The sequence below is a fragment of the Fictibacillus nanhaiensis genome (genome assembly GCF_036213205.1).
In the GTDB taxonomy this organism is placed as follows: domain Bacteria; phylum Bacillota; class Bacilli; order Bacillales; family Fictibacillaceae; genus Fictibacillus; species Fictibacillus nanhaiensis_E.
Genome location: NZ_JARMFC010000014.1, coordinates 63,886 through 89,158, shown reverse-complemented (window position 1 = coordinate 89,158; position 25,273 = coordinate 63,886). Strand labels below are relative to the sequence as shown.

Annotated in this window: 27 protein-coding genes; 15 read left to right on the top strand and 12 right to left on the bottom strand. The window is 38.9% G+C overall.

The window, feature by feature from the left end; all coding sequences use genetic code 11:
* Positions 1–41: 41 nt before the first annotated feature.
* Both P4V41_RS14495 and P4V41_RS14490 read right to left on the bottom strand, forming a co-directional pair.
* The gene (locus P4V41_RS14495) at positions 42–1,316 is read right to left on the bottom strand and encodes an ABC transporter permease (RefSeq protein ID WP_328085770.1); all 1,275 of its coding nucleotides are present in this window, start codon (positions 1,314–1,316) and stop codon (positions 42–44) included.
* Positions 1,309–2,205 (bottom strand): ABC transporter ATP-binding protein, encoded by an 897-nt coding sequence (locus tag P4V41_RS14490; protein ID WP_328085769.1) that lies wholly within the window; start codon positions 2,203–2,205, stop codon positions 1,309–1,311. Before P4V41_RS14490 ends, P4V41_RS14495 begins: the two co-directional genes overlap by 8 nt.
* A gap of 147 nt (positions 2,206–2,352) precedes the next feature.
* On the opposite strand from P4V41_RS14490, the gene P4V41_RS14485 reads away from it, so the two are divergent.
* Genes P4V41_RS14485 through P4V41_RS14475 form a run of 3 tightly spaced genes read left to right on the top strand, consistent with a single transcriptional unit; the run spans position 2,353 to position 3,298 of the window.
* Positions 2,353–2,538, top strand: coding sequence for a YhzD family protein (locus tag P4V41_RS14485; RefSeq protein ID WP_066391354.1), 186 nt, complete (start codon positions 2,353–2,355; stop codon positions 2,536–2,538).
* A 29-nt stretch (positions 2,539–2,567) separates the two neighbouring features.
* On the top strand, positions 2,568–3,002 hold the full coding sequence (locus P4V41_RS14480) for a GNAT family N-acetyltransferase (RefSeq protein WP_328085768.1): 435 nt from the start codon (positions 2,568–2,570) through the stop codon (positions 3,000–3,002).
* Positions 3,003–3,019: 17 nt separating this feature from the next.
* On the top strand, positions 3,020–3,298 hold the full coding sequence (locus tag P4V41_RS14475; protein WP_328085767.1) for a hypothetical protein: 279 nt from the start codon (positions 3,020–3,022) through the stop codon (positions 3,296–3,298).
* A gap of 56 nt (positions 3,299–3,354) precedes the next feature.
* Here the strand turns inward: P4V41_RS14475 and P4V41_RS14470 are convergent, their stop codons facing one another.
* From P4V41_RS14470 to P4V41_RS14450, 5 genes are all read right to left on the bottom strand, one after another.
* The gene (locus P4V41_RS14470) at positions 3,355–4,839 is read right to left on the bottom strand and encodes an aldehyde dehydrogenase family protein (protein ID WP_197222027.1); all 1,485 of its coding nucleotides are present in this window, start codon (positions 4,837–4,839) and stop codon (positions 3,355–3,357) included.
* Between the two features lie 364 nt (positions 4,840–5,203).
* A complete protein-coding gene (locus P4V41_RS14465; protein WP_328085766.1) occupies positions 5,204–6,055 on the bottom strand; it encodes a Cof-type HAD-IIB family hydrolase in 852 nt (283 codons plus the stop codon).
* Positions 6,056–6,211: 156 nt separating this feature from the next.
* Positions 6,212–6,580, bottom strand: a complete 369-nt coding sequence (locus tag P4V41_RS14460; RefSeq protein WP_328085765.1) for a YlbF family regulator — start codon at positions 6,578–6,580, stop codon at positions 6,212–6,214.
* Positions 6,581–6,629: 49 nt separating this feature from the next.
* On the bottom strand, positions 6,630–7,766 hold the full coding sequence (locus P4V41_RS14455) for a DUF445 domain-containing protein (protein WP_328085763.1): 1,137 nt from the start codon (positions 7,764–7,766) through the stop codon (positions 6,630–6,632).
* Positions 7,767–7,837: 71 nt separating this feature from the next.
* Positions 7,838–8,527 (bottom strand): diphthine--ammonia ligase, encoded by a 690-nt coding sequence (locus P4V41_RS14450; RefSeq protein WP_328085762.1) that lies wholly within the window; start codon positions 8,525–8,527, stop codon positions 7,838–7,840.
* A gap of 241 nt (positions 8,528–8,768) precedes the next feature.
* Here P4V41_RS14450 and P4V41_RS14445 point away from each other — a divergent pair, with 241 nt between their 5' ends.
* The 6 genes from P4V41_RS14445 to P4V41_RS14420 all read left to right on the top strand — a co-directional run bounded on the left by P4V41_RS14445 (position 8,769) and on the right by P4V41_RS14420 (position 15,025).
* Positions 8,769–9,665 (top strand): PucR family transcriptional regulator, encoded by an 897-nt coding sequence (locus P4V41_RS14445; protein ID WP_328085761.1) that lies wholly within the window; start codon positions 8,769–8,771, stop codon positions 9,663–9,665.
* Between the two features lie 173 nt (positions 9,666–9,838).
* Positions 9,839–10,858: a hypothetical protein gene (locus tag P4V41_RS14440; RefSeq protein ID WP_328085760.1), complete on the top strand. Its 1,020-nt coding sequence runs from the start codon at positions 9,839–9,841 to the stop codon at positions 10,856–10,858.
* Positions 10,855–11,787 carry an ABC transporter permease subunit gene (locus P4V41_RS14435; protein WP_328085759.1) on the top strand — a complete coding sequence of 311 codons (933 nt, stop codon included), beginning with the start codon at positions 10,855–10,857 and terminating at the stop codon, positions 11,785–11,787. Before P4V41_RS14440 ends, P4V41_RS14435 begins: the two co-directional genes overlap by 4 nt.
* A 137-nt stretch (positions 11,788–11,924) precedes the next feature.
* On the top strand, positions 11,925–13,022 hold the full coding sequence (locus tag P4V41_RS14430; protein ID WP_328085757.1) for a sn-glycerol-3-phosphate ABC transporter ATP-binding protein UgpC: 1,098 nt from the start codon (positions 11,925–11,927) through the stop codon (positions 13,020–13,022).
* A 577-nt stretch (positions 13,023–13,599) separates the two neighbouring features.
* Positions 13,600–14,379, top strand: coding sequence for a transporter substrate-binding domain-containing protein (locus P4V41_RS14425; RefSeq protein WP_328085756.1), 780 nt, complete (start codon positions 13,600–13,602; stop codon positions 14,377–14,379).
* Positions 14,372–15,025 (top strand): amino acid ABC transporter permease, encoded by a 654-nt coding sequence (locus tag P4V41_RS14420; RefSeq protein ID WP_328085755.1) that lies wholly within the window; start codon positions 14,372–14,374, stop codon positions 15,023–15,025. Before P4V41_RS14425 ends, P4V41_RS14420 begins: the two co-directional genes overlap by 8 nt.
* Positions 15,026–15,058: 33 nt before the next feature.
* Here the strand turns inward: P4V41_RS14420 and P4V41_RS14415 are convergent, their stop codons facing one another.
* Positions 15,059–15,307 carry a hypothetical protein gene (locus P4V41_RS14415; protein WP_328085913.1) on the bottom strand — a complete coding sequence of 83 codons (249 nt, stop codon included), beginning with the start codon at positions 15,305–15,307 and terminating at the stop codon, positions 15,059–15,061.
* Between the two features lie 73 nt (positions 15,308–15,380).
* A complete protein-coding gene (locus tag P4V41_RS14410; protein ID WP_066239924.1) occupies positions 15,381–15,575 on the bottom strand; it encodes an alpha/beta-type small acid-soluble spore protein in 195 nt (64 codons plus the stop codon).
* A gap of 187 nt (positions 15,576–15,762) precedes the next feature.
* Here P4V41_RS14410 and P4V41_RS14405 point away from each other — a divergent pair, with 187 nt between their 5' ends.
* Positions 15,763–16,071 (top strand): ArsR/SmtB family transcription factor, encoded by a 309-nt coding sequence (locus tag P4V41_RS14405; RefSeq protein WP_066391336.1) that lies wholly within the window; start codon positions 15,763–15,765, stop codon positions 16,069–16,071.
* A gap of 370 nt (positions 16,072–16,441) precedes the next feature.
* On the opposite strand, the gene P4V41_RS14400 is transcribed toward P4V41_RS14405, so the two are convergent.
* Positions 16,442–17,959 carry an aldehyde dehydrogenase family protein gene (locus P4V41_RS14400; protein ID WP_328085754.1) on the bottom strand — a complete coding sequence of 506 codons (1,518 nt, stop codon included), beginning with the start codon at positions 17,957–17,959 and terminating at the stop codon, positions 16,442–16,444.
* Positions 17,960–18,099: 140 nt separating this feature from the next.
* On the opposite strand from P4V41_RS14400, the gene P4V41_RS14395 reads away from it, so the two are divergent.
* From P4V41_RS14395 to P4V41_RS14380, 4 genes are all read left to right on the top strand, one after another.
* Positions 18,100–18,882, top strand: coding sequence for an SDR family oxidoreductase (locus P4V41_RS14395; RefSeq protein ID WP_328085752.1), 783 nt, complete (start codon positions 18,100–18,102; stop codon positions 18,880–18,882).
* Between the two features lie 194 nt (positions 18,883–19,076).
* Positions 19,077–20,315, top strand: coding sequence for a DUF2157 domain-containing protein (locus P4V41_RS14390; protein ID WP_328085751.1), 1,239 nt, complete (start codon positions 19,077–19,079; stop codon positions 20,313–20,315).
* Entirely contained in the window at positions 20,308–20,829 is a 522-nt protein-coding gene (locus P4V41_RS14385; RefSeq protein ID WP_328085750.1) for a GDYXXLXY domain-containing protein, read from the top strand. The genes P4V41_RS14390 and P4V41_RS14385 overlap by 8 nt, the downstream gene beginning before the upstream one ends.
* A gap of 356 nt (positions 20,830–21,185) precedes the next feature.
* On the top strand, positions 21,186–21,518 hold the full coding sequence (locus P4V41_RS14380; RefSeq protein WP_137790566.1) for a hypothetical protein: 333 nt from the start codon (positions 21,186–21,188) through the stop codon (positions 21,516–21,518).
* 27 nt (positions 21,519–21,545) lie between these two features.
* On the opposite strand, the gene P4V41_RS14375 is transcribed toward P4V41_RS14380, so the two are convergent.
* Entirely contained in the window at positions 21,546–22,868 is a 1,323-nt protein-coding gene (locus tag P4V41_RS14375; protein WP_328085749.1) for a globin-coupled sensor protein, read from the bottom strand.
* Between the two features lie 166 nt (positions 22,869–23,034).
* Here P4V41_RS14375 and P4V41_RS14370 point away from each other — a divergent pair, with 166 nt between their 5' ends.
* The gene (locus P4V41_RS14370; RefSeq protein WP_328085747.1) at positions 23,035–23,187 is read left to right on the top strand and encodes a hypothetical protein; all 153 of its coding nucleotides are present in this window, start codon (positions 23,035–23,037) and stop codon (positions 23,185–23,187) included.
* Positions 23,188–23,248: 61 nt separating this feature from the next.
* Here the strand turns inward: P4V41_RS14370 and P4V41_RS14365 are convergent, their stop codons facing one another.
* Entirely contained in the window at positions 23,249–25,273 is a 2,025-nt protein-coding gene (locus tag P4V41_RS14365) for an ABC transporter ATP-binding protein (RefSeq protein WP_328085746.1), read from the bottom strand.

Here is a 25,273-nt window from a genome sequence, read left to right as displayed (position 1 = left end):
ATGTGTAAAAAAAGAGAGCTCGATGGCTCTCTTTTCAGTCGTTAAACGTCTGTTGTATTTTTCTTCTCCTGCTTGGTTAAGAGGAGGGCTTGCTTAAACAATTTCAAGGATGGAGCGTTTCCATACATCAAAACACCACCGCGATATACACGAGCACCAATTATAGCAAATAAGAAGATGGCTCCGACAAGGACGCTGATTCCTAGTGCTACTTCCCAAACCGGTAATGAAAGCATCCCTACACGAAGCAACATGAGCATCGGTGTGAACAGCGGGAAGTATGATGCAGCAGCAACAAAACCAGACTCTGGGTTTTCTCTGCCGAACATAGCAATCATAAATGCTGCCACGATTACAATCACTACAGGTGTCATCAAATTATTTACTTCTTCAACTCTACTGATCAATGAACCAAGCATCGCAAATAGAGTCGAGTAAAGGAAGAAGCCTAAAATGAAGAACACAAGAGCATAGATGATTAACGATATTGGAATCTCGTTTAACTTTAGTTCATTGATAATACTCTCACTTCCGCTAAGCTGCCCGTTTAATTTAACAGCTAGAAACCCTCCAGCAACAAACAAAGCAAGCTGAGTTAGAGCGACTAGTACGATACCAAAGATTTTTCCAAACATTTGCGTTACAGGTGATACAGAAGAAATCAGTATTTCCATAACACGTGAAGATTTTTCTGTTGCCACTTCTACGGCGATCATACTTCCATACATCATAACCGCCATGTACATGAAAAACAGGACCACATAGACCAAGATGTATACTTGAGCTGCCTCTTCCTCACTTTTCGCTGAATCTGACAATGACTCTTTTGCAAAAGTAACCGGGGAATAAATAGCAGCGAGCTGTTCTTGGTTCAATCCGATTGACTCAGCGGCTGATTTGTTCTTAATCTGCTGCAGAGCTAACTCTACATCCGCGATCAAACTCTGCTGTGTTACATCTTCGGCTTTATAAGTTCCTGTTATGATACCTGAAGCATCTTTATCCAAAATTAAAAGTCCTTCGATCTTACCATCAAGCACTGCTTTTTCTGCTTCACTTTCCGATTTCGTGAAAGCTTCTGCTTTCAGATCATCATTTGTTTGCTTAAGTTGTGTTTGAAGAGCAGGAAGTGTCTCTCCTGTTCGGTCAATAACCCCAATCTTAGAAACGTCATCTTCACCGAACATTTTTGTAATCTCATTCATATTCGTTATGACAAATAACAAACCGATTGTAATCAAGGTAGTGATCAGGAATGGTTTTGATTTAATCTTAGATCGATATGTATGCATCATTACGGTCATGAATTTACTCATGAACAACACCTACTTTCTCGATGAAGATATCATTTAATGAAGGCTCCTCAAGCTCAAACTTTCTTACAAATCCTTTTGATTGGATAGCTTGAAACAAATCTTGAGCCACTTCTTCGCGTTCAACTTGAAGGATGATTCCGTCTCCTGTTGTACGGTGCTTAATAACTCCAGCTGTATCTTTAAGATACGTTAGATCAAAATCAGCTTTAACCGATACGTTCTTTTTCCCAAAAGATCGTTTGATTTCTTTTAAGTTTCCTTGAACAACTGATTTTCCTCTATGCATGATGCAAAGATGCTGACATAGTTCTTCTACGTGCTCCATTCTATGAGATGAGAAGACAATCGTCGTTCCTTCTTTTTTCAACTCATGAACAGCACTCTTCAAAAGCTCAACGTTTACGGGATCTAATCCGCTAAACGGTTCATCTAAGATTAAAAGTTCTGGACGATGAAGAACAGCCGCAATGAACTGAATTTTTTGCTGATTTCCTTTAGATAAAGCTTCTACTTTCTTGTTCAAATACTCCTCGGCACCGAAGCGCTTCAACCACTTATTTGTCTGTTCTTGAATTTGTGATCGCGTCATACCACGCAACTGTCCGAGATAGATCAACTGCTCTCTTACTGTCAGTTTTGGATATAATCCTCTTTCTTCGGGTAGATAACCAATAAGGTCACTTGTCTCATAAGAGATCTCTTTGTCGTTCCACGTAATTCTTCCTTGTGATGGTGTTAACAATCCTAAGATCATTCGAAATGTCGTCGTTTTTCCTGCACCGTTAGCACCTAATAAACCAAAGATCTCACCTTTAGGAATCTGTAAGTTAATTCCGTCAACGGCTGTAAAACTTCCAAACTGTTTTCTTACCTCGTTAATGGTCAACATGACTATATCCCTCCCGCTGTAAAATATACCATATATTCCTAGTACGTGGTGTAATACCTTAAGTTTCATACAAATTCTTATGTTTAAGGCAGGAAAAATTCGTCGAATGTTGAAATCAAATTTAGATACGAAAGGAGTTCGATCATCATGAATACATACGCACTAACTGCATACGAAAGTAACGGGGAAAAAATATTGGATGAAACAATCTCTGCACCGAACGATTCTAAAGCAAAAGAACAAGGAGAAGCCCGTTTGGCTGAGCTGAACATGCAAGAAAAAACGCATCGTCTGACTTCACCAAAAGGACAGTTGCTTCTTTTCCATCGCTAATGAAACTCATGGAAACGAGGGAGAAAACAGTGAGTGAAGTGATTCTACGTGAAGCTCGATACGATGACAGTTACGAACTTTCTTATCTGATGGGAGAGCTCGGTTATCCAACAAAGCCCGAAGAGATGACAGAGCGATTAGAAACACTGCTTCCTAATTCTGCTTATGCTTGTTTTGTGGCTTGTGTAAACGACCAAGTGATTGGGATGATCGGCCTAACAAAAGGTATTTACTTTGAAAAAAACGGCTGCTATGCTCGTATTTCTGCTCTAGTTGTAAGTGAGGAGTTCAGAGGAAACGGCATCGGTAAGGAGCTCGTTCGCTATGGAGAAGAATGGGCAAAAGAACAAGGATGTACGGCGATTTTACTTAATAGTGGGAAGCACCGAACAGACACACATGAGTTCTATCGAAGTTTAGATTACGACGATACAGGATTACGATTTATTAAGGTTATGCTTTAATAGCCAGCTGCTTAACAATGTATAAATTGTTCATTCAGAAGCAAGAAGGTCGAGGAAGTGAAGTTTTTGAGGAGCGGAGTGTAGTTCTCCTACATGAGCACCGAGAAAACAAAACTGACGAAGAGATTCGCCGCTTATCAATGTTTAAATTGTTCATTCAGAAGCAAGAAGGTCGAGGAAGTGAAGTTTTTGAGGAGCGGAGTGTAGTTCTCCTACATGAGCACCGAAAAAACAAAACTGACGAAGAGATTCGCCGCTTATCAATGAACAAAGAAAAAACCGGATGCTGGATCTAGCACCCGGTTTTTCTTATTGATCCGCTCAATTCTTTGACCCCGTTATGTCTTGTTGTCTATTTAAGGTTAACCCACACACTCTTTACTTCTGTGTAGTTGTTTAATGCATAAGATCCCATTTCACGTCCGATACCAGATTGCTTATATCCGCCGAATGGTGAAGCAGCATCAAACGCATTGTAGCAGTTCACCCATACTGTACCAGCGCGAAGCTTGTTCGATACATAATGAGCTGTTTTTAAATTCTCTGTCCATAGTCCTGCAGCAAGACCATACTCAGAGTCATTTGCACGAGAAATTACATCATCCAAGTCATCAAACGGCATCGCAGCCACAACTGGACCGAAGATCTCTTCTTTTGCGATCGTCATCTTGTCATCAACATCGGCAAAGATTGTCGGCTCAACAAAATATCCTTTGTCAAAAGGAGTTGTACCTCCTGTTAACAATTCTGCACCTTCATCTTGTCCTTTTTGAATGTAACCCAAAACGCGGTTATGCTGTTCTTGAGATACGAGCGGCCCCATTGTTGTATCTGGATCTAACCCAGGACCTTGCTTGATTTTTTTGGCATGAGAAACAAGATCTGCTACGACATTATCAAACGATTTCTTTTGGATATATAAACGTGATCCTGCACAGCAAACTTGTCCTTGGTTGAACATGATCCCGCTTAACGCACCAGGAACCGCACGGCTCATGTCAGCATCAGGCAAGATAATATTTGGTGATTTACCACCAAGCTCAAGCGTTACACGCTTCAATGAGTTAGACGCATTGCGCATGATCAGTTTTCCTACTTCAGTGGAACCTGTAAAAGCGATCTTGTCCACATTTGGATGATCAACTAGCGCCGCACCTGTTTCACCAGCACCCGTTACAACGTTTAACACACCTTCTGGAAACCCTGCTTCATGCGCTAACTTTGCCAAGTAAAGTGCAGAAAGAGGTGTTTGCTCGGCCGGCTTCAGTACGACAGTACATCCTGTCGCAAGTGCTGCACCAAGCTTCCAAGCAGCCATCAATAGTGGGAAGTTCCAAGGAATGATCTGACCAACTACACCAAGCGCTTCATGACGCGTATAGTTGAAGAAGCTTCCTGCTACTGGAATCGTTTGTCCCACGATTTTTGTTGACCAACCAGCATAATAGCGGAAATGCTCAATCGCGAGCGGAACATCCGCATTCATCGTTTCGCGGATTGGCTTCCCGTTATCCAGTGTATCAAGCTGCGCTAATTCTTCTTTATTCTCTTCCATCAGTTCTGCTAATTTGTAGATTAAGTAACTACGCTTTGAAGCAGGCATCTTTGACCAATAACCAGTTTCAAAAGCAGCTCTTGCCGCTTTTACCGCCTTATCGATATCTTCAGTTCCACCTTCAGATACAACGGCTAATACTTCTCCAGTTGAAGGGTTTAACGTTTCAAATGTTTTTCCGCTAGCTGAGCTGACCCATTCCCCATTGATAAAATGTTTTTTCGTCCCGTTAAGAAACTCGGCCACCTTTGGTTTTAATTGAAGGTCTAAAGTTTTTTCCATTTGAATCCTCCCTTTACATTGTGGTTCTTACATAAATATTATTCGTCACAATTCATGTAAACCCTTTCATTTTCTACATTTGTAACAAAACTGAAACTTTTTTTACGAAATTCGACGGTAGATGTCGAAGTGAGGCGAACGTTCATCAGGAGGGGATTACTATGAACGAGCATATATCTCCGGGAACGAGCATATATCTCCAGGAACGAGCATATATCTCCGGGAACGAGCATATATCTCCGGGAACGAGCATATCCCTCGCTTGCCAATTTCCTATACCTTCATTCTGCACCCCATACACCACAAAAAAAAAGACTCCTCTCAGACAAAATGTCTAAAAAGAGCCCTCTTTATCACTAATAAACTATCGTTTCATCGTCTGGAAGCGCATCTGCTTGCGGAACACTTCTTTTATCATGTACGGAACGCCTAGCTGGTCGTTTGTACGCGTGATCCACTTTGCTTTTCTCTTCACTTCATCAGGTGCGTTTGCCATCGCCACACCGAGACCTGCAAACTCGATCATATCTAAGTCGTTATAAGAATCCCCGATCGCTACCATCTCATTTGGTGCGATGCCAAGTTTCTCACCAAGGAACCTTAACGCATTTCCTTTTGTTACTTTTTTAGCTGTGATCTCTAACTGACATTTGGCTGAAGAAGAATATTCAAAGTCTGGCATATGCTCTTTTAGATAATTCATAGCAGATTCGCATTCTTTTTCATCAAAAAACTGTACATCCATCTTTGGCGGTGCGACTTCTTGCGTGAGAACATAATCTCCTAGATTCTCTGTGAAAGAAACAGGATAGAATAATGGATCTCCCGTACTTAAAGTTAACTTGGCGACGAGCTGACTTTTTTGCTTGAGCTGATTTCCAACGGAGAAGCGCTCATGGACTACCCGCATGTGGCATTCGTAATTCCCTAGCACTTCTACTAATCTGTAAGTATCCTCAACCGATAACCTTTTTTCTTGAAGAGGTTCATCAAGTGATGAAGCAATGAATCCACCATTATGACTGATTAAATAACTATCGATTTTTAAAGCTTTGGCGATTTTTTGTGTAGATGGAAAACTCCTACCCGAAGCGAGTGTGACGTAGACCCCTTTTTGCTGCACATAATCAATGGCTTCTTTCGTTTCTTTATCGATACGGAAATTGCTTCGAAGTAGGGTTCCGTCGATGTCAATCGCTAGTAAACGGTATACCATGATGCGCTCCCCCCATTTCGCGAAAATATAGTATAAGAACTCGTGTTAAGTTTATGACCTTGAAACATGCTTTAGAACGAGGACAAACATAAGAAATACAATACAAAAAGAAAACCCCCTGCTACAAATGTAACAGGGGGTAACATCAGCACATTGTTATTGCTGTTGTCCGTTTTCTTCAACCATTGGTCCATAAAGCTCTTCCAGTGGCTTAGTGATCACTTTATTCAGATCGTTAATGATCATGCTCATGCGTTGCTCTGCTGCCATAAGCTTTGAGATCGTTTCGTTCTGCTGTACATCAGCAAAAAGCTTTTGAGCTTCTTCAATCTCTTCAGGCGTCACTTCTTGACCGTTCATTTGTTTTTGCTGAAGATTTACTTGAATATCACGGAATTTACCGAAAAGCTCTTTCGTTTCCGGATTGTTATTTACTTCATCATAGCTTTGTTTTAAAGCTGTAAAGTCCTCACTATTGCGTAGTGCTTTTTCTAAGTCGTAAGCAACATCGTATACGTTTGACATTGGTAAAATACCTCCTATTGATTAACTACGGTACCCACTATAACAGACTCTACAAAAATAGTACAAGAATACCTTGAAATACACCGATAATTCCACCTAACAAAGCTCCTAGCCATGTGATCATCTTAAGCTCGCTTTTGGCGATCGATATGATGATTTCCTCTAGACGCTCTAGAGAAAAGGTCTCAACTTGTTCCTCCACAATTTTTGCAAGATGCATCTTTTCAAGCAGCATTTCTAATCGTGCTACAAATAGGTCAAGTCCCGCAGCCACTGCTTTTGGAGTTAGATTATCTACAATCCAGTCTTCAACTGAACTAGCTAACGAAGAAACAGGTGTATTTAAATACTCTTCAATTGGAAGTCTAGCCGTGATTTCTTTTGCTAACCCTGTCGTCATTTCAGGCATGTTCAACAATCCAAGCGCTTCATCCATCCGTTTATCCATAAAGCTGCGATACTCCTGCTGAAGCAGATTTAGCACCGTGTCACGTGTATTTTCATGTTTCATGAACTTGATCAACTCTGGTTGTACTTTTTCAGCGATACTAACATTTCCAAAGAACATAGACACCATATTTACAAGCATCCCTTTGTCCATTAGAAAAGCATCGATGCCACTTGCTAGTGATTTTCGGCCTTCTTCGCTCTCTAAATAAAGAACGCCTTTGTTCAAGAGCCAATCTACGACCTCTGGCAGCTTTTCTTCCCCTCTAGCAACAAACTTTTCTGGTAGAATGTCTTTCATTTCTTTGTCGTTTGATTCCTGAAGCATGTTTTTCATGCGAGTGCTGAGCCATGCTTCGGTTGTCGTTTGGATTCTGTTCTGAACATCGTCTACTCCAAAATCCTTCTTAAGCAGTTCACTGATCGTCATGTCACTTTTTAAAAAGCGTTTTACTTCAACCTGAACGAGCTCGGTCATTTCTTTGCGAAAGTCGGCATCGTTAATTTTTGCCTGCACACCTTCTGCGGTCAAAAGGTGATTAGTTACGGTCTCACCAAGCTGAACAGCGAGCTGTTTTCTTCGCTTAGGTATAAGTCCAGGTGTAAACGGAACTCTATATTTACCGATGTATAATGTATTAAATGGTCTAAATAACATTCGGATTGCAATGGAGTTTGTTAATCCTCCAATAAACGCACCGACGATCGCCATGATTGAAATTGAAATCCATACGTTCATAATTTTATCTCCATTACTCTAGATTCTATTTTCCTAGTATACGTCATTTTGAATTGGGCTAGCAATTTGCACTACACGATTGGGAGGATGTCTACATAATAAAAGCGGTCTTCATTACTGATCATATCCTTTACGATGCGAGTATTACCTAACGTATACGTAATAGGAAAGGAAAAGTTCGGTCCATCAAAAACAAATGTGTGAAATTCTCCGTTCTCGCCACAAATGTCATGCTTCTTTGGGTAGTCCATTTTAAACTTCTCATCTATGACCCGGCCAGTAAAGGAGTGATCTATTTTTAATGTATCCGAGCAGCATATAACTGTCTTAAACCCCTTATGTAAAAATTCATCTATAATATGCTCTGAACTCTCGCCCCATATTGGAAATACAGGTGTAATCCCTGTACCTTCTAACATTTTTTCGCGGTACTTTTTTACATCTTCTAAAAAAATATCGCCAAACATGATGTACTGTATACCATCAGCTTTAATATCATCAACGGCTTTCTTCATTCTTTGTTGATATATCTCATTCGAACAATCTTTAGGGATCCAAACAATTCGAAGCGGTAAACCAATTGATTGTGCCTGCATCTCTAGAAGTTCATTGCGTACGCCGTGCATGGTTGTCCGCTCATAGCCCTCTGTCAACGTTGTTAGTAAGGAATCGACCTCCCATTCCTCAGACTGCTGCAATCGATATAGTGCTAAAATAGAATCTTTTCCCCCGCTAAATGAAACTACAATTTTTTTCTTCATATTAGATCCCTCCATATTTAACTATTTAGGAGGCAATACGAACTCATAGCCTTCTAGTTTTAATTCAGAAATTAATTCGTCTAAGGTTGTCACCGTTTACTTTCGATTAAGCAGCAAGATAATAGAAACATCCTCTGCATGATTTATGGTGTCTCCTCCTCTTGGAAATCTGTAAGTTTAGTTAACCACTTAACATTGCTATAATAATAGCAAGCTTTTCGTTGAAAGGATATGAAAAAGGATGCTTGATAAGCTAAAGAAGCACTATAAAAATTTATTCACAACAGACGTCTCACAGCAGTCAGGCTTTTACTGGTTCCTTACTGATGATAGCGAACCGTTTGGCATTGCTAAATCTGCAGTTTCTGAACCCGAACTTACATTACTTCAATCGATGTTTAACGCATATGAATATGATAATCTTGCAAATGTTTTTTCGTCACATCAGTTAAAATGGAAATCATTCCTTTTTGATGATGAAATAACTACTGAAGAAGGATTCTACCGATTTGTCCACTTCTTTAGCAAACAGCCTATCACCGATTATGCTTCTTTTTCAGAAGCGGTAAATGGACTTTTTCCTGAAGATGCTGTTCTCCTTCTGAACAGAGATCTTAAGAGTGGCGTCATTATTGAAACATCGAAACAGGATTTTAGTGAAACACCCTATGAAGCGTTAAAAGATATGCTTTCAACTGACTTTTATATGGATATTTCTATTTATATAGGGTGCTATAACAACCAACTGAAGCGCGCAAAAGAAACCTATGTTAGAGAGCAGCAGCAATTCTTAGACGTTCGGAATCGTTTGATGCCGAAATCCGTATATACAATAGCTGATATCGTTCCATATATCCTTCTTCAGACTGCCAGTCCAATGGCCGATCAAACATTAACTGCATTAGTAGAAGAGTGGCGAGAAGAAGACGAAGAAACTTTAAAAAGCATCAAAGTTTTTGTTGAATGCAACCTTAACGTTTCATTAGCAGCGAAACAATTATATATTCACCGAAACAGCCTTCAATATCGTGTGGAAAAATTTTATGACAAAACAGGCATAGATGTTAAACAACTGAAGAACGCCCTCACCGTGTACTTAGCGATTCTTCTTATCGAACAAAAAGAGAGAAATATGTAAAAGCTGCTTCCATTTTCGGAAGCAGCTTTTTAATTATTACAAATGTAAATTCACTACATTTTTAAAACAAACAAAGATGGAAAACCGAAATTTACAAATAAAGGAATAAACCTCCTTATGTCGAATTATTTCTAAAAATAGAGAGAACGTGAATAACAGGGGGGTCAAATCTTATGAAGTATCTTAAACAACCTTCTTTTATAGTCGGATTAACGATCCTAGTCTTACTTCTTAGTGGGAGTTTTGCTTATTCACTAATGAAAGATGAGAGTGCTCCTTCAAACATTCTTTATGGTGACAAAGGAAAAATAATTGACCACGCACCTTTTGAGCGAAGTGCGAAATACCCACTTGGTTCAGATCAATTTGGAAACAATTACGTTTTCGTCCTGCTTGAAGGAGCAAAATACACGCTTGGTTTTGTAGTGTTGATCACGATATGTAGAATGATCTTATCGATGTTAGTATCATTTATTCTTCTCGTGGTTCCAAGCTTTATCAAAAAGTTGATCAATCGAATCTCAGATATTTTTTACTTCGCACCATTGTCAATTTTTGCTTACCTTCTTATCGCACCAGCTCTAATTGCTTTCAGTTGGAGCTATTCTGACTTAACACAATTTATGATTACTACATGTGTACTCGTCGTGTTGACTGTGCCCGTCTTATCCGTTCAGATCGCGAATGAGATCTCTATCTTATCAAAGGAAGAATTTATTCAGCATGCACCTCTTTTAGGAGGAGGAAAAATCCACGTCTTTATGAAGCATATCCTTCCCTGTCTATCACCTAAGCTTCTGCTCCTAACCGTGCAGCAAGCCGGCCAAACCTTGGCTATTCTTGCCCACCTTGCCTTTTTAAAGATCTTTGTTGGCGGATTCTCAAAGATTACGTACACACTTCCTGGTGTTTCAGGAACACCAGTAACGTATGAAAGAACGTTCTCAGATTCTCATGAATGGGGTGGTTTGATCGTTCAGAACTGGGACTTTTATTATGGAGCTCCAAGACTCGTGATCGCTCCTGTATGCTGTTTTGTTCTATGTTCCATCGCCATAAATTTAATGGTCTCAGGCATGACTAAAAGTGATAATTTTTCTTTCAAAAAACAGAAGGAAAAGAAAACTTTCACTGAAGAGACTATTCCAGCAGCTTCATTTCTGCCAGTGAAGAAAGAGAGGCTGAACGCATGATCAGAACAGCAGGAAAACTACTATCATTCCTTTTGTTATCACTAGTAGGAATTCTTCTTTTCACCTCACTGCCTGTCTTAATTTATGACTATGCAGTGCTGATGAATAACACAAGATTAATTGACACCGGTCAACTCGATAACAATTCTTTTTTAACGAATAGCATTGAGTTTGAACCAGTAGCTTATTGGGAACAAATTAAATTTTCAGTTCAGCAAATTATGGATTTTACACAAACCACCTATTACTCTAATGGAAATGACTATCCGCTTTTACCTGCCTTTTTAGAGGTGTATCCCCAATCATTATCGTTTTTTATGGGAGGGCTTTTAGCCAGTCTCTTAGTGGGAATATGTTTTACCGTTATCTATATGATCTTTCCATTCCAAATCAGGTCCATCATCAAAAAAGTCATACTTGCGATTGAAACATTGCCAGATGTCTTTATCATCATCTTAGTACAGCTGACAGTAATTTGGTTTTATAAAAAGACCGGGTTACTTATGTTTAACATCGTAAATGTATACAAAACAGAGGCATACTTTTTGCCCATATTAACGATTTCCATTCTGCCTACTCTATATGTAACGAAATACTTAATCTTAAGCATGGAAGATGAAGCAAATAAAAATTATATTGAATTCGCAAAAGGAAAGGGTTTAAAGAGCATTTATCTAATCATTGTTTATATGTTGAAAAATACTGCTCCTTCTTTATTTGGACAATCGAAGACCATATTTTGGATACTCTTGTCAAACCTACTGATCCTTGAGATTATTTTTAACATTTACGGCATCATGCGCTTTATAGCTAATTATGGTGTAGAGAACCCTCACCTTGCAGCCATCTGCCTGATCGCTATCTTTCTTCCCTTTTTTATTCTTTTTGCAACGGGCAGCCTGCTTATTCGTAAATTAGACCCACGTTAAACGTATAAAGCCTCTTTGTGCACATTGCATAAAGAGGTTTTTTTATTTTAGTCATGTCGTCCATTTACGATTACCGATATGAAAGCGTAAACTTAAAACATTAAGAAAACGTTTACATCGGAAGGGGAATAATTACAATGGCAGGTATTAAGTTAAATAACATCGTAAAAAGATATGATAACAAAGTAACAGCTGTACATGATTTCAATCTTGATATTTCAGATAAAGAATTCATCGTATTCGTAGGACCATCAGGTTGCGGTAAATCAACAACTCTTCGTATGATCGCTGGTCTAGAAGAGATTTCTGAAGGTGACCTGATCATCGATGAGCGCGTTGTAAACGATGTAGCTCCGAAAGATCGTGACATCGCGATGGTTTTCCAAAACTATGCCCTATATCCTCACATGAACGTTTATGACAACATGGCATTCGGACTTAAACTAAGAAAGTTCAGTAAAGAAGAAATCGAAAAGCGTGTTAAAGAAGCAGCACGTATCCTTGGTCTTGAGCAATACTTGGACCGTAAACCAAAAGCACTTTCAGGTGGTCAGCGTCAGCGTGTTGCACTAGGACGTGCGATCGTTCGTGATGCAAAAGTCTTCTTAATGGATGAGCCGTTATCAAACCTTGATGCAAAACTTCGTGTTCAGATGCGTGCAGAGATCACAAAGCTTCACCAACGTCTGCAAACCACTACAATCTACGTAACACATGACCAAACAGAAGCAATGACGATGGCAACACGTATCGTTGTTATGAAAGATGGACGCATCCAACAAGTTGGGTCGCCGAAAGAAGTATACGATACTCCTGAGAACGTTTTTGTTGGTGGATTTATTGGAAGCCCTGCAATGAACTTCTTGAACGGTACGCTTGAAGATGGATTCTTTAAAGTAGGTGACACGAAGATTGCAGTTCCTGGTGGAAAAATGAAGATTCTACAAGAAAAAGGCTACAATAACAAGGATGTCATTTTAGGTATTCGCCCTGAAGATATTCATGATGAGCCAGTATTCTTAGAATCATCTTCAAACACGAAGATTGAAGCGAAGATCGACGTAGCTGAACTAATGGGTGCTGAAACATTCTTGTACTCTACGGTTAGCGGACAAGATTTCATCGCACGTGTAGATTCTCGTACAGACATTCGCAACGGCCAGAACATCTCTTTAGCGTTTGACATGAACAAAGCACATTTCTTTGATAAAGAAACGGAGCTACGTATTCGCTAATTCATATGTTACAAAAGCTCTGCTTAATTAAGCAGAGCTTTTTTTGTCCTTTATACGACTACTTAGCATCAAAATATTGCATTTTCTTGTGCTGTAATTATATTTTTATCTTTTATAGGCTACTTTCTAAAAGATTGTTGCTTTTAAATCTTTTTATTTACTTCTTTGACTGTTGATTGGAGTAGAAGGTGCGTGCCTACCACATGAGACACTTCTTGCAGGTATGCGACGAGGAAGCTTACTACGGTAGCATAAACTTGTAGACGCAGGAGCAAGGGACCTATAAAGGCTGGCAGTCCGAAAAGTGGAAGTGGCTTTTTCCAGCCCCGACAAGCAAAAGGTGAATAGACACTTCCAAAAGCAACAAATAATACGAAAACAGCCTTTTTATAATGATAGTACTCTAAAATTATGTGATCATACTTCCTTTTTATGTGATAATGTGTCCCCCAAAAAAAATCCCCTGTTATTTTTTTCTTTATCGGGGAAAATGTTAAATGATTGACGAAATCGTCTTTCGTTTATACAATAAATTCTATAAAAATTGTCGGGATTATCCTGACGAGGAGGACTTCATTTGAAAAACACATTTAAATTCCTGTCAGCTCTCGCACTTTCTGTCATACTTTTGTCAGCATGCGGAAATTCAGAGAAGTCAAAATCAGGTTCAGATTCAGATAAAAAAGTACTTACTATTGGTACAGAAGCTACATACCCACCTTTCTCATACCGTGATAAAAAAACAAATGAAATCACAGGCTATGACGTTGAAGTAGCTAAGGAAGTAGCTAAACGTCTTGAGATAGAGCCAAAGTTTGTAGCAACAGAATGGAAGAACATGTTTACGTCTCTTGACTCCAAACGATTTGATCTTGTTGCGAATCAAGTAACGATTACAGATGAGAGAAAAGCTAAATATGATTTCTCTACTCCTTATACTGTTTCTGGCGGACAAGTTATTGTCAACAAAGACAACAAAGATATTAAAGGGATTGAAGACTTAAAAGGCAAAGTAGTCGGTACAACACAAGGAAGTAACTACGCTGCTGAAGCTGAAAAAGCTGGCGCAAAAACTAAGTTCTATAAAGGTGCTGCTCAAGTATTAACAGATCTTGATGTTAATCGAGTTGATGCGGCGATGAATGATCAACTTTTTATCCTGACAGAATTAAAGAAAACAGATTATAACGTAAAAGCTGTTGGTGAGCCTTTTAACGAGAACGAAATGGCATTTGCATTCCGAAAAGATGATAAAGATCTCATTAAAGATGTAAACAAAGCGCTTGAAGAAATGAAGAATGACGGTACACTGAAAAAGCTCTCCGAAAAATATTTTGGAGAAAACGTAAGTGAATAATTTATCAGAAATTCTGATCAACTCCCTCCCCTATTTATTGGAGGGAGCTGTTTTTACTATTGTCATAAGCCTTGTCTCGATTATCGGAGCGCTTATTTTTGGATTGGTCGTCGCTTTATGCAGGATGTCATCTAATAAATTCTTGTCTGGGATCGCTAAGGGGTATATTTCATTCTTTAGAGGAACGCCATTATTAATTCAATTATTAATTCTTTATAACGGTTTTACGTTTATTTATGTACCTGAAGGATGGCAGGCAGCTCTCGCAGGACTTATACTTCATTTTAGTGCCTATATTGCCGAATCTTATCGTGGTGCCATTCAATCGATTGAAAAAGGACAATGGGAAGCCGCCTTTTCACTTGGAATGAACAGATACCTTACGTATAAAGAAGTAATTCTCCCTCAAGCATGGAGAATTTCTATTCCATCAGTTTGGAATTCTTTGATTGATATCGTTAAAGCCTCATCATTAGCGTCTGTTATTACTGTTCCAGAGCTAACCTTGATGGCAGATCAGATCAGCGCGTCCCAACTCATCGTACTGCCGGTTCTATTAGAAGCTGCAGTCATCTATTGGATTTTAACTTCTCTTTTGGATGGTCTTCGAGTATTGCTTGAAAGAAGAATTAAAATCAGCCAATAACCCTTCGCGTCTCACTTAGATGTGAAGGTTTTTTTATTCCCACTCACCAATGAAAAAAAGAACTTCCTGATGACATGCATCACAATAGAACACGTGCGGACACTGACTATCTGAAAAGTTATTTGGATAGCCATCTTCAAGCTTCAGTTCATCCACTTCCATATATGGGCTGTAATCATCAAAAAAGTCACTCACTCTTCCCTGATCTTGAACCGCTCTTCCACATTCCGGACAGCGAACGTTTATGGCTTGAAAGTTATTACAGATCGGACACATCGCCATCACTATCAACTCCTGTTTGATTTAAAAAGAGAGTGGATTACTCCACCCCCCTTTTTTTCAGCTACGGTCTTAGTTAGCGATTACCGCCACTTAACTGTTGCTGACCCATTGCGACTAAACGTTTCGTCATTTCCCCACCAACCGAGCCATTCGCACGAGCAGTTGTATCTGGGCCAAGTGTAACACCGAACTCAGATGCGATCTCATATTTCATTTGATCAATTGCTTGCTGCGCTCCTGGGACAACCAATTTGTTTCTTCTTGCCATGTGTTTCACCCCCTTGCACTTATTGTGTATCTCACTGTGTTCTATATTCGCAAAGGTCATTGGCAATTTATAGCGTTGTTCCCACTGTAAATCAGTGAATGATTCAAAAAGGTTGTCTAATTGGTTTATACTGAATTATAGTAAGAAAAAAATCATGTGATGATTATGAAAAAGTTGGTGAAATAATATGTCAAATGAATATGCAGTTGAGATGTTCAGAAAAACCATACCTTTGTTTCAAGCATTAGGTGATCCTGTTAGACAAGACCTTGTACTGCTTTTAGCGGAAACAGATAAAATGAATGTAACGGATATTGCCAGTCAATCCCCTATGTCACGGCCAACAGTATCCCATCACTTAAAAATATTACGAGAAGCTGGAATTGTGGGCACCGAGAAAAAAGGGAAAGAGATTTTTTATTTCTTAACGCTTGATCAAACCGTGGTTCAACTCAAACAGCTCATACACATTATTGAAGAGGAATGTATTCTTTAGATTTTTTATTTTTATTCACTGTTGTACTTGATAGTAGTTGATTTCCGCTACAGGTTGCACGCTTTCCATGGGGCGACCGGTGAGCCCCTTGCCACTCCGCGCCCTTAAGGGTCTCACCTGACCGCTCGTCCCATAGGAGTCTCGCACCTTACACTCCAATCAACCTGCATAGAAGTGAGAAAAAACATTCAAAGTAACTAACCTTTAGAAAACAGCCTAATGAGAAAGGCTAAAAAAAAAGCGATTCAGCATGGTTGTTATTGCTGAATCGCTTTTTGTTTTGAATAAACAGTAAATAAAAGATGGAAAGCGAGCAACTGTAACGTAAATCAACTACTTCAAAAACAACTCTGCAAAGCTAAAACAGCTCTTATTTTTTCCGAAGTTGTTTAATGCTTGAACGCATCAATTCCACCCTTTGTTTGCTGTTTGAGAAATAGGCTTTGATCAATGTTCTTATTTTTGAGTACTTCTTTTCATACGGGTACCAGTTTATCTCCCGTTTTTTGATTCCCGCATCTTTCATCACTGACATCTGACGTGTAAAAGTGAACAAGCCTTCGTCTCCATGATACCTGCCTATCCCGCTGCTTTTTACTCCACCAAATGGAAGATGCGGATTTGCTACTGACACGAGTACATCATTAATCACCGCACTGCCTGTTACAAGCTTTGATGTCACACGGTTCGCCTTTTTAGCATCCTTTGTCCATACACTTGCGTTCAAACCAAACTCAGTGCTATTCGCTTTTTCGATCGCTTCTTCCTCTGTTGAGAAGGATATCACAGGCAGTACTGGTCCAAACGTTTCTTCTTTAACGATTTTCATATCTTCCGTAACATTCGTTAAGATCATTGGTTCCAAATACATGCTTTCTCCCCACTGATCTGGGTCTTTGCCAGTAAGCAGAAGAGCTCCTTTCTCTAATGCATCCTCCACATGATTTTTTATGATCTCTTTTTGATGAGGAAAAGTTAAAGAGCCAATATCTTCACCAAGCTTCAGTTTCTTCGTTTCTTCTACAAGCCGGTCGATAAATTCTCCATGAATGGTATGCTGCACATACACTCTTTCGATCGACATACATACTTGTCCTGCATTCGTGAATGCTCCCCAAACTGCACCGTTCACTGCTCTTATCATGTGAGCATCTTCAAATACAATCATTGGGTCTTTTCCGCCAAGCTCCAGAGTATAAGGAATAAATCTCTTGCTCGCTTCAATACCAATATTCCGTCCTGTCTCAACAGATCCTGTGAAGAAAATGCCATCTGGCGTTCCAGAAACCAAAGCTTGTCCCAATTCTTTTCCGCCATGCGCAACTTGAAGAACATTTTTCGGCAGATTCACTTCTCTCGCAATTTTTTCAATCAACAACCCGATCGTAGGTGTGACCTCAGAAGGTTTTACAATAACAGAATTCCCTGCGATCAGTGCCGAGATTACAGGTGTCATCGATAGTTGAAAAGGATAGTTCCATGGTGAGATGACTAGTACTGTTCCAAGAGGAAAATAATCTACATATGAAGATTTACCTAAAAAAAGAAGCGGTGTGGGAACTTTTTTCCGCTTTAAAATTTTTGGTGCGCGCTTTTCATAATGACCAATAATGTCAATTACAGGCATAAGATCCGCTGTAAGCGCTTCTGTTCTTACTTTTCCAGTTGCAGCACAAATTTCATCTACAATTTCATCCATGTTTTCGAGTAGATGCTGTTTAATTTTTCTTACAAACGATAATCGAGTTTCTAAAGAACGGGTGGACCAATATTGAAAAGCAGCAGAAGCTTTCTCATACATTTCAGGCACTTGATTTTCTCCCGTTTCAAGCCATTGATCAATGGTTTCTCCTGTTGCAGGGTGTTTTGCAATCATTACATTTTTCATGATGCGCACCTCCTTTGTCAAAATATTCATATTTCTTTTATCATACCTTTTTATTTCACTAATGTTTATTTATTTTTTAAGGTATGATATCATGTTGATATTCTTAAACATATAAACGCGATTATGGAAGGATGTTACTTATGATAAATAATAAAATTGTATTGATTACAGGTGCCTCAAGCGGAATTGGTCTTGAATTTGCCAACCTCTTTGCAAAAGACGGCTATCATTTGGTGCTTACAGCTAGAAATGAGACGAAGCTTAATGAGATTGCCGAACAGCTGACTAAAAAGTATGGTGTGAAAATTACGGTATTTGCAAAAGATTTAAGCCAAACCGATGCTGCAGAAGAACTGACAGCAGAAATTATTGCAAAAGGTATAGAGATTGATGTTCTCATCAACAATGCAGGATTTGCCGCTTACGGACCATTTAACGAAACATCATGGAATGAAGAAAAAGATATGATTCAAGTTAACATTACCGCTCTAACAACACTGACTAAACAGCTCCTTCCTGGAATGATTAAGCGTAATCGTGGAAAGATCTTAAACGTAGCTTCAACCGCAGCTTTCCAACCTGGACCTTTAATGGCGGTGTATTATGCAACAAAAGCTTATGTTCTTTCCTTCTCAGAAGCGATCAACTATGAACTACGTCATACAGATGTTAGTGTTACTGCTCTTTGCCCAGGAGCTACAGCTACTAACTTCGAAAAGCGTGCAAGCCTTGAATCTTCTCGTTTGTTTCAATCCGGTGCGATGGATGCAAGCGACGTTGCACGGTCAGGCTACAATGCCTTGATGTCTAAAGAGTCATTAGCGGTTCCTGGATTTAAAAATAAAGCATTAGCGAACATCGTTCGATTCTTGCCTCGAAAGACCGTTTTAAAAATCGTTCATTATGTACAAGACAAAAAATAAATGTAATAATCTTGAGAACAGCATTATAGCTGTTCTCTTTTTTTACACTATCTATCATAAGAATTCGTATATTCTTTTCAATTTATTGCTTGATAACACGTTTTTCATTGTGTAATATTACACTAAAAGAGAATTTGTGTGCATCGTCCTGTTTTAAAAGAACTTTACATATACTTGAATTGAGGTGGTATAACATGAACAAACAATGGATGAGAAAAGAAGGTCAAAAATGGATCGCTGACAATATCATCACTGAAGATCAGTTAGGTTTGATTCTGGCAAGATATCCTGATGCCGAAGACAAGCGAAAAGTTACTGGAGTATTACCCATTCTAGCAAGTATCCTAATCGGCATTGGTATCCTATCTTTCATCGCTTCAAATTGGGGAGAAATCTCACCAATTGCCAGACTATCCTTACTTATCGTGTTTATGCTCGGTTTTTATTTTACAGGTGAACGTTATTTGAAAGCTGGCCATCATTCTTTAGGTACTTCTCTTAATCTTCTAGGGATCATTACATTTGGTGCAAGCATCATTCTTTTAGGTCAGACTTTTCACTTAAATGCTGTTGATGCTCGTTTATTCGTTTTTTGGAGCTTACCTGCCGTTTTTTATTTATTTAGGGATCGAAACAAACTCTATTTTTTCCTTCTTGGACTATTAACAGTCGGCGGCCAACTATACAGTATAAGTGAGTTTCAAAGCTTTAGTTATCTTTTATTTATTCTTTTTACAATAGCTGTTGGAGGCTTTGTTTTCTTATATCCAACCATTCTAAAGTCTTGGATTCTTACGATTGGATTCAGCATTCAAGTCCTGATGTTTATCATGGTTAAAGATGTTAATCTACTCTGGTTTTTCTTATTCGGATTCGCCTTATTCACAAGCGGATTATGGGTTAATAAGAAGGTATTTAAACAACCGTTTAATCGCCTAGGAACACTCATAGGCTTCGGATATGCTTACGGATTATATTTCTTGCTAACGAATGAATTTTCTTCTGATTTTGAGCTACCCAATCCTTATATGTTCCTCCCTGTATTAGTGGTCATATTCGCTTTATCAATCATCGGAAAACGTCAGGAGAATTTATACTTGCATGCATGGGAACTATTGATTTTCCTGCCGTTCTTTTACTTGGTCAAAGTGACGGATCCATTAATAGTAGGCATCCTTTATTTGATCATCATGTTCGTATTTTCAGGATTCAAGCTTGCTGAAGGCTATCGTAACGAAAGTCGTTCGCAAATTAATTTTGGAATCGTACTGTTTTTACTAGTTTGCTTAATGGGATACTTCAATCTTGCGTGGTCCTTTATGCCAAAGTCCATATTCTTCTTATTTGGTGGAGTTCTTTTATTCATGCTAAATGCGTTTCTCCAACGTAAGAAAAAGCAGATATTAAAGAACGGAGGTCCGCATCATGATTAATAAAAGAGGTTGGATGATCGCTGCCCTTCTACAAGTATTGTTTCTTCTACTTATCGCAGGAAGCTATTATAGCATCGATTATTTTGGAAAAGAGATAAAGATTAAGACCGTCCCCGTAGATCCTCGAGATCTTTTGTATGGTGATTATGTGACACTTCGCTATGATATCAGTACAGCTCCCCTCAAAAGCTATAGGGGAGATACAGCTGAACTCGATCGAGGTGAGCAAAAGGCTTATGTTGTTCTTCAGCCTAACAGTGATGGTTATTATGTGGTTAAGAATGTTTATACAGAAAAACCAGATGTCACGGGTGATCAGGTTGTGTTAACTGCAAGAGCTGAAAAAGTCTGGGGTGCAGGTTCTATTGATAATATTCAGCTTACCTACGGGTTTGAGCGCTATTATGTGCAAGAAAACACAGGAAAAAAACTTGAACAACAAGCAAAAGACATGGATGTAATTATAAGTGTTGCACCTTGGGGAGCTCATAAGATCGTTGAGCTGAATCCTTAAATGATGATTGACTCATAAAGAGCTGAAAGGCTTTTTATGAGTTTTTTTATTTGTAAAAATGTACGGTGTTTGTCTTAAAATCGGATAAATAATCTTATCTACGGAATTATTGAGGATTACCTCGTATAAAAATCAGTTTACCTCGTAATAAAAAGAGATTACCTCGTAATGAGTGCCTCTGTCCTCCTCTTATGGACATTTCATTTCATAATGTCCTGCACACACATACTACAGCATCCCTACTATAGCGTCGTGAGCTAAAAAACTTTTACATACAATTATTTATATCTAATTACTCATTATTCTCCGGTTTAAGTTTAGCGATTACGGGAAAATTGAATAATGAGGTGAAAACAATGTCAGATACTAAAATTATCGAACTAAAAGATGTACTAAATGGGTGGGCTGGTAACCAGATTTCTATTCGTAAAGAAGAAGCAGGAGATCTAGATCAAATCAGAATCTCATTGGATAAAGCAACCTTTGAACAAAGAGATGCACACGACGACTATTTAGGTGACCACATATTGTTTTTACACGGTACAGCTTATGCAGCTGAGGAAGGTTCACAAGTAGAGCTGCCGACAATTACGTACGAAATACCAATTGATGGGATTAATGATATTCGAACAGACGATAACATCGTTTCATTCGAAACCAATAGAGCACAATATGTTATCAATAAATAAAGAAGAGATCCCCACGGGATCTCTTCTTTATTCTTGTTGCATGCTTTTTGTAACATCTGTTAACGAATCTGCTGAAACGGCGATCTGACCAACAGCATGACTTAGTTCTTCTATAACTTCAGCCATCACTTCTACTTCTTTTTCTAGCTTTCCGCTTCGATCCGTACTCTCATCCATCTTGGAGAGAATCGCTACAAAGAAATCTGATATTTCCGTAGCTTCACTTACACTATCATTTATATAATGATGAATACTTTCAACAGATGTAGTTACAGCTTCTATACGTTTATGCGTATTTTTCACAAGTTCTGATACACCAGAAACAGATGTCTTTGTTTGATCAGCTAACTTTCGAACTTCATGAGCAACGACAGAGAATCCTTTTCCAGCTTCCCCAGCTCTAGCTGCTTCTATCGCTGCGTTAAGGGAAAGAAGGTTCGTCTGTTCCGCAATCGCTGTTACGATATCTACAACATCGTTAATTTTTACAGTTGCTTGTTCTAAATTGATCAATTCAGCTGTGATTTGCTCTGATTGTTCTTTTACTTTCAGAATCATATGCTGATGATCGTCTAGTTTGTTCTTACCTGCCAACGAATTATTGGATACCTCTACAGCTGATTCTGCTGTGTTTTTTGCAAAAACAACCACTTCATCCGCTTTTGATGTTAACTCTTCTAGAGCTGCACTCGTCTCTTCTGAGATACTCGCTAGTTCTTCCACAGAATCACCAACTGAAACCGCAATCTGCCTTTTTTGCTCTTCATGCTGCTCTCTTTGTTTTACTTGCTCTAATTCAAATGCTTCTAGAACAATTTGCTGTTCAAAGTTTAAAATCTTCGTTAATGCTTTAACAGCAAGCTGATACTCATTTTTATCCTGAATATGTTTGTCCAATATAGATAATAAGGAAAGAAGCATATCCTGAAAAGAACAGATGTACCATTTCGGCTGCAATCCGATTTTAAAGTGTATTCTAGCAATCACTTTTCTTTGCTCTATATAGGCTGTATCGATAACCCCATCAAACATTTCTTGTATATGTTTGATCAACGTCACTTGAAGCTTATTAACTGAACTGTGTTTTTGAATAATTTCCATCAAGCCAGGAACATGTTCAATGTTTTTATAAAATTGGTTCACGATCTCTTCAATATTCTCAGAGAGCAACGGTTTGATCGAGCGAATGATTGCTAAGTCATCAACTGTTAATGAAATCATGTTCAATTGCTTTTGCCACTCACTGTTAGGAGATACTAAAATTTTCACGTCTTCTTTGAAATTCTCAGTTGGATCAAGCACTGCTGCCGTACTTTTCTTTTTTGTTAAAATGCTTAGTATAGATGCCAATTTAATTTCCTTCTTCCTTAATAATCAGTTACATTTCATCCAATATGATGCAATTACATGTGACTAAACGCTCATTTTATAGATTCATATGTTTTATCGACTTCTTTAAGGGAATCTTTCACTAAACAAAATTATTTTCAAAAAAATGAAAAGAGGAGTGATTCACATGTGGAGAAAGAGATGGGCAGCTGGAACTTTGGCAGCGATGTTAACTTTAGGTGGATTAACTGCTTGCGGTGACGGTGTAGATCAAGACAACGGTGTGGACGATGGCGAACAAAACGATGAAATGGATGAAAAAAATAAAGAAGAAGGGTGATAAGCCTCCTTCTGAAAATAACAAATGCGAAAAAGGAGCCCATATAGGCTCCTTTTAGCGTTTAACTTACTGCTCGTGTTTCTGTTTTTCCTTGTTGTAGCTGGTACATTTGGAAGTATCGTCCCTTTTCTTTCATCAATTCATCATGACTGCCACGTTCTACGATCACACCACGGTCGAGAACGAGAATTTGATCCGCACTCTTAATCGTAGAAAGTCTATGAGCAATAATGAAAGTGGTCCTTCCTCTCTTCAGGACATCTAGTGCCTCTTGAATCACAGCTTCTGTTTCAGTATCAATACTTGCCGTTGCTTCATCAAGTATTAAGATAGCTGGATTGTAAGCTAGCGCTCTTGCAAAAGAAATTAATTGTCTCTGACCGGATGAAAGGGTACTTCCTTTTTCAATAACCGGCTCATCTAATCCTTTAGGCAAGTTGTTGATAAATGGCATCGCACCTACATCGGTGAGTGCCTTTTCAACTTGTTCCCGCGTGATTTCAGGATTATCCAAGCTCACGTTGGATGCAATCGTTCCTGTGAACAAGAAAGGATCTTGCAAGACGATACCCATATGCTGTCGAAGCTCCTGTTTAGATAGCTTCATAATGTCTTGGCCATCGATCATGATTTTTCCCTGTTTGATGTCATAGAAACGGAATAATAGATTCATGATAGAGCTTTTACCAGAACCAGTGTGACCGACAAGTGCCACCGTCTCACCTTGGTTTGCTTCGAAAGCTATATTTTTAAGGACTGGCTCCCCTTCTACATAACTAAACGTCACATCTTGAAACTCAACATTACCTTTGTAGCGTTCAATCTCAGTTTCAGTTACTTTCTGTCCTGGCTCATCCATCAGAACGAATACTCGCTCTGCAGATACAAGTGCCTGCTCAAGCTGTGCTAGCTGGTTAACCATACCTGTTACCGGGTGAAACATACGGTTTAAATAATCTACAAAGGCGTACAGAACACCGATCGAAATAACTGAACCTACACCAAGTGCCTGCCCACCAAAGTGCCAGATGAATGCCATGAACGCAAGGTTCTTTAATAACAATACGAGGTTATGTCCCGTCATTGCATTAAGACTTAAGAGCTTATTTTGGAAGGTGAAGTATTCTTTATTCATCGCTTCAAATTCTTCTGAAGTCTCTTTTTGGCGCTTAAAAGCTTGAATGATTGTCATACCATTGATCGATTCATTTATCATGCCGTTAATGTCACTTAGCGTTGAACGAATTCTATGATTGTATTTAGAAGCAAACTTTCTGTAAACGATAATCCAAACTACTAAGATTGGTACAAGAATCAAACAGATCGTTGCAAGCTTCACATCGAGTAAGAACAATGCGATGAAAATACCCGTCAGATAGATGATTCCTGTAAAAAAGTTAGCTAGTACGTTAATAAATAATTCTTTGATCGCTTCCGTATCATTCGTAATACGAGAAACGATTTTCCCAGCAGGCTGATTATCAAAATATGTGATCGCTACGCGCTGAACGTGGGCAAACACATCTTGACGAATTTTTTTGATAACCAGATTAGAAGAGCGCTGCAGCATATAGCGTTGACCATATTGAAAGAATGCCGCAAAAACGAGAAGGCTTAAGTAGATCATGGTCAATTTCATGATTCCTCTGATTTCTGGCTTATAAAAAGCAAATGTTTCACTCGTACTCAGTTTATCTGCCGAATAGGTTTCGGATTTACCTTTAAACGAAATCGTCACCTCACCCTTAACCACTTTTCGCTCACCATCAAAAGCTATTTTATTAGGTACAACGAAGTAGTCGCGTTTAACTTGTATAACTCGAATTTCTTTTCCTTTATCTTCTCCTGGATCAAAATGATCGCTTCGCTTATACCAGTTTCCATCGTATTTCACTGCTGCTTTTTCTTCATTATCTACTTGATGCCACGGCCTCTCGATCCCAAGTATATGGTCATCGATCATCGTCTTTGCGATAAACGGTCCAGTCAGCTCCGCCCCAATGGCAACGGTCAGCATCAAAAGCCCGAGAATAAAGTTCTTTTTATAGTGAAGTGCGTATTGAAACAGGCGTTTTCCTACGTTCAT

What these genes read in the sequence shown, in the direction of transcription:
- P4V41_RS14430 (WP_328085757.1), top strand. Translation starts at nt 11,925, where the DNA reads ATGGCAGGTATTAAGTTAAATAACATCGTAAAAAGATATGATAACAAA.
- P4V41_RS14365 (WP_328085746.1), bottom strand. Translation starts at nt 25,273, where the DNA reads ATGAACGTAGGAAAACGCCTGTTTCAATACGCACTTCACTATAAAAAG.
- P4V41_RS14485 (WP_066391354.1), top strand. Translation starts at nt 2,353, where the DNA reads ATGAATACATACGCACTAACTGCATACGAAAGTAACGGGGAAAAAATA.
- P4V41_RS14455 (WP_328085763.1), bottom strand. Translation starts at nt 7,766, where the DNA reads ATGAACGTATGGATTTCAATTTCAATCATGGCGATCGTCGGTGCGTTT.
- P4V41_RS14435 (WP_328085759.1), top strand. Translation starts at nt 10,855, where the DNA reads ATGATCAGAACAGCAGGAAAACTACTATCATTCCTTTTGTTATCACTA.
- P4V41_RS14470 (WP_197222027.1), bottom strand. Translation starts at nt 4,839, where the DNA reads ATGGAAAAAACTTTAGACCTTCAATTAAAACCAAAGGTGGCCGAGTTT.
- P4V41_RS14390 (WP_328085751.1), top strand. Translation starts at nt 19,077, where the DNA reads ATGAACAAACAATGGATGAGAAAAGAAGGTCAAAAATGGATCGCTGAC.
- P4V41_RS14405 (WP_066391336.1), top strand. Translation starts at nt 15,763, where the DNA reads ATGTCAAATGAATATGCAGTTGAGATGTTCAGAAAAACCATACCTTTG.
- P4V41_RS14400 (WP_328085754.1), bottom strand. Translation starts at nt 17,959, where the DNA reads ATGAAAAATGTAATGATTGCAAAACACCCTGCAACAGGAGAAACCATT.
- P4V41_RS14395 (WP_328085752.1), top strand. Translation starts at nt 18,100, where the DNA reads ATGATAAATAATAAAATTGTATTGATTACAGGTGCCTCAAGCGGAATT.
- P4V41_RS14385 (WP_328085750.1), top strand. Translation starts at nt 20,308, where the DNA reads ATGATTAATAAAAGAGGTTGGATGATCGCTGCCCTTCTACAAGTATTG.
- P4V41_RS14450 (WP_328085762.1), bottom strand. Translation starts at nt 8,527, where the DNA reads ATGAAGAAAAAAATTGTAGTTTCATTTAGCGGGGGAAAAGATTCTATT.
- P4V41_RS14445 (WP_328085761.1), top strand. Translation starts at nt 8,769, where the DNA reads ATGCTTGATAAGCTAAAGAAGCACTATAAAAATTTATTCACAACAGAC.
- P4V41_RS14465 (WP_328085766.1), bottom strand. Translation starts at nt 6,055, where the DNA reads ATGGTATACCGTTTACTAGCGATTGACATCGACGGAACCCTACTTCGA.
- P4V41_RS14380 (WP_137790566.1), top strand. Translation starts at nt 21,186, where the DNA reads ATGTCAGATACTAAAATTATCGAACTAAAAGATGTACTAAATGGGTGG.
- P4V41_RS14490 (WP_328085769.1), bottom strand. Translation starts at nt 2,205, where the DNA reads ATGTTGACCATTAACGAGGTAAGAAAACAGTTTGGAAGTTTTACAGCC.
- P4V41_RS14460 (WP_328085765.1), bottom strand. Translation starts at nt 6,580, where the DNA reads ATGTCAAACGTATACGATGTTGCTTACGACTTAGAAAAAGCACTACGC.
- P4V41_RS14415 (WP_328085913.1), bottom strand. Translation starts at nt 15,307, where the DNA reads ATGGCGATGTGTCCGATCTGTAATAACTTTCAAGCCATAAACGTTCGC.
- P4V41_RS14440 (WP_328085760.1), top strand. Translation starts at nt 9,839, where the DNA reads ATGAAGTATCTTAAACAACCTTCTTTTATAGTCGGATTAACGATCCTA.
- P4V41_RS14475 (WP_328085767.1), top strand. Translation starts at nt 3,020, where the DNA reads ATGTATAAATTGTTCATTCAGAAGCAAGAAGGTCGAGGAAGTGAAGTT.
- P4V41_RS14410 (WP_066239924.1), bottom strand. Translation starts at nt 15,575, where the DNA reads ATGGCAAGAAGAAACAAATTGGTTGTCCCAGGAGCGCAGCAAGCAATT.
- P4V41_RS14495 (WP_328085770.1), bottom strand. Translation starts at nt 1,316, where the DNA reads ATGAGTAAATTCATGACCGTAATGATGCATACATATCGATCTAAGATT.
- P4V41_RS14370 (WP_328085747.1), top strand. Translation starts at nt 23,035, where the DNA reads ATGTGGAGAAAGAGATGGGCAGCTGGAACTTTGGCAGCGATGTTAACT.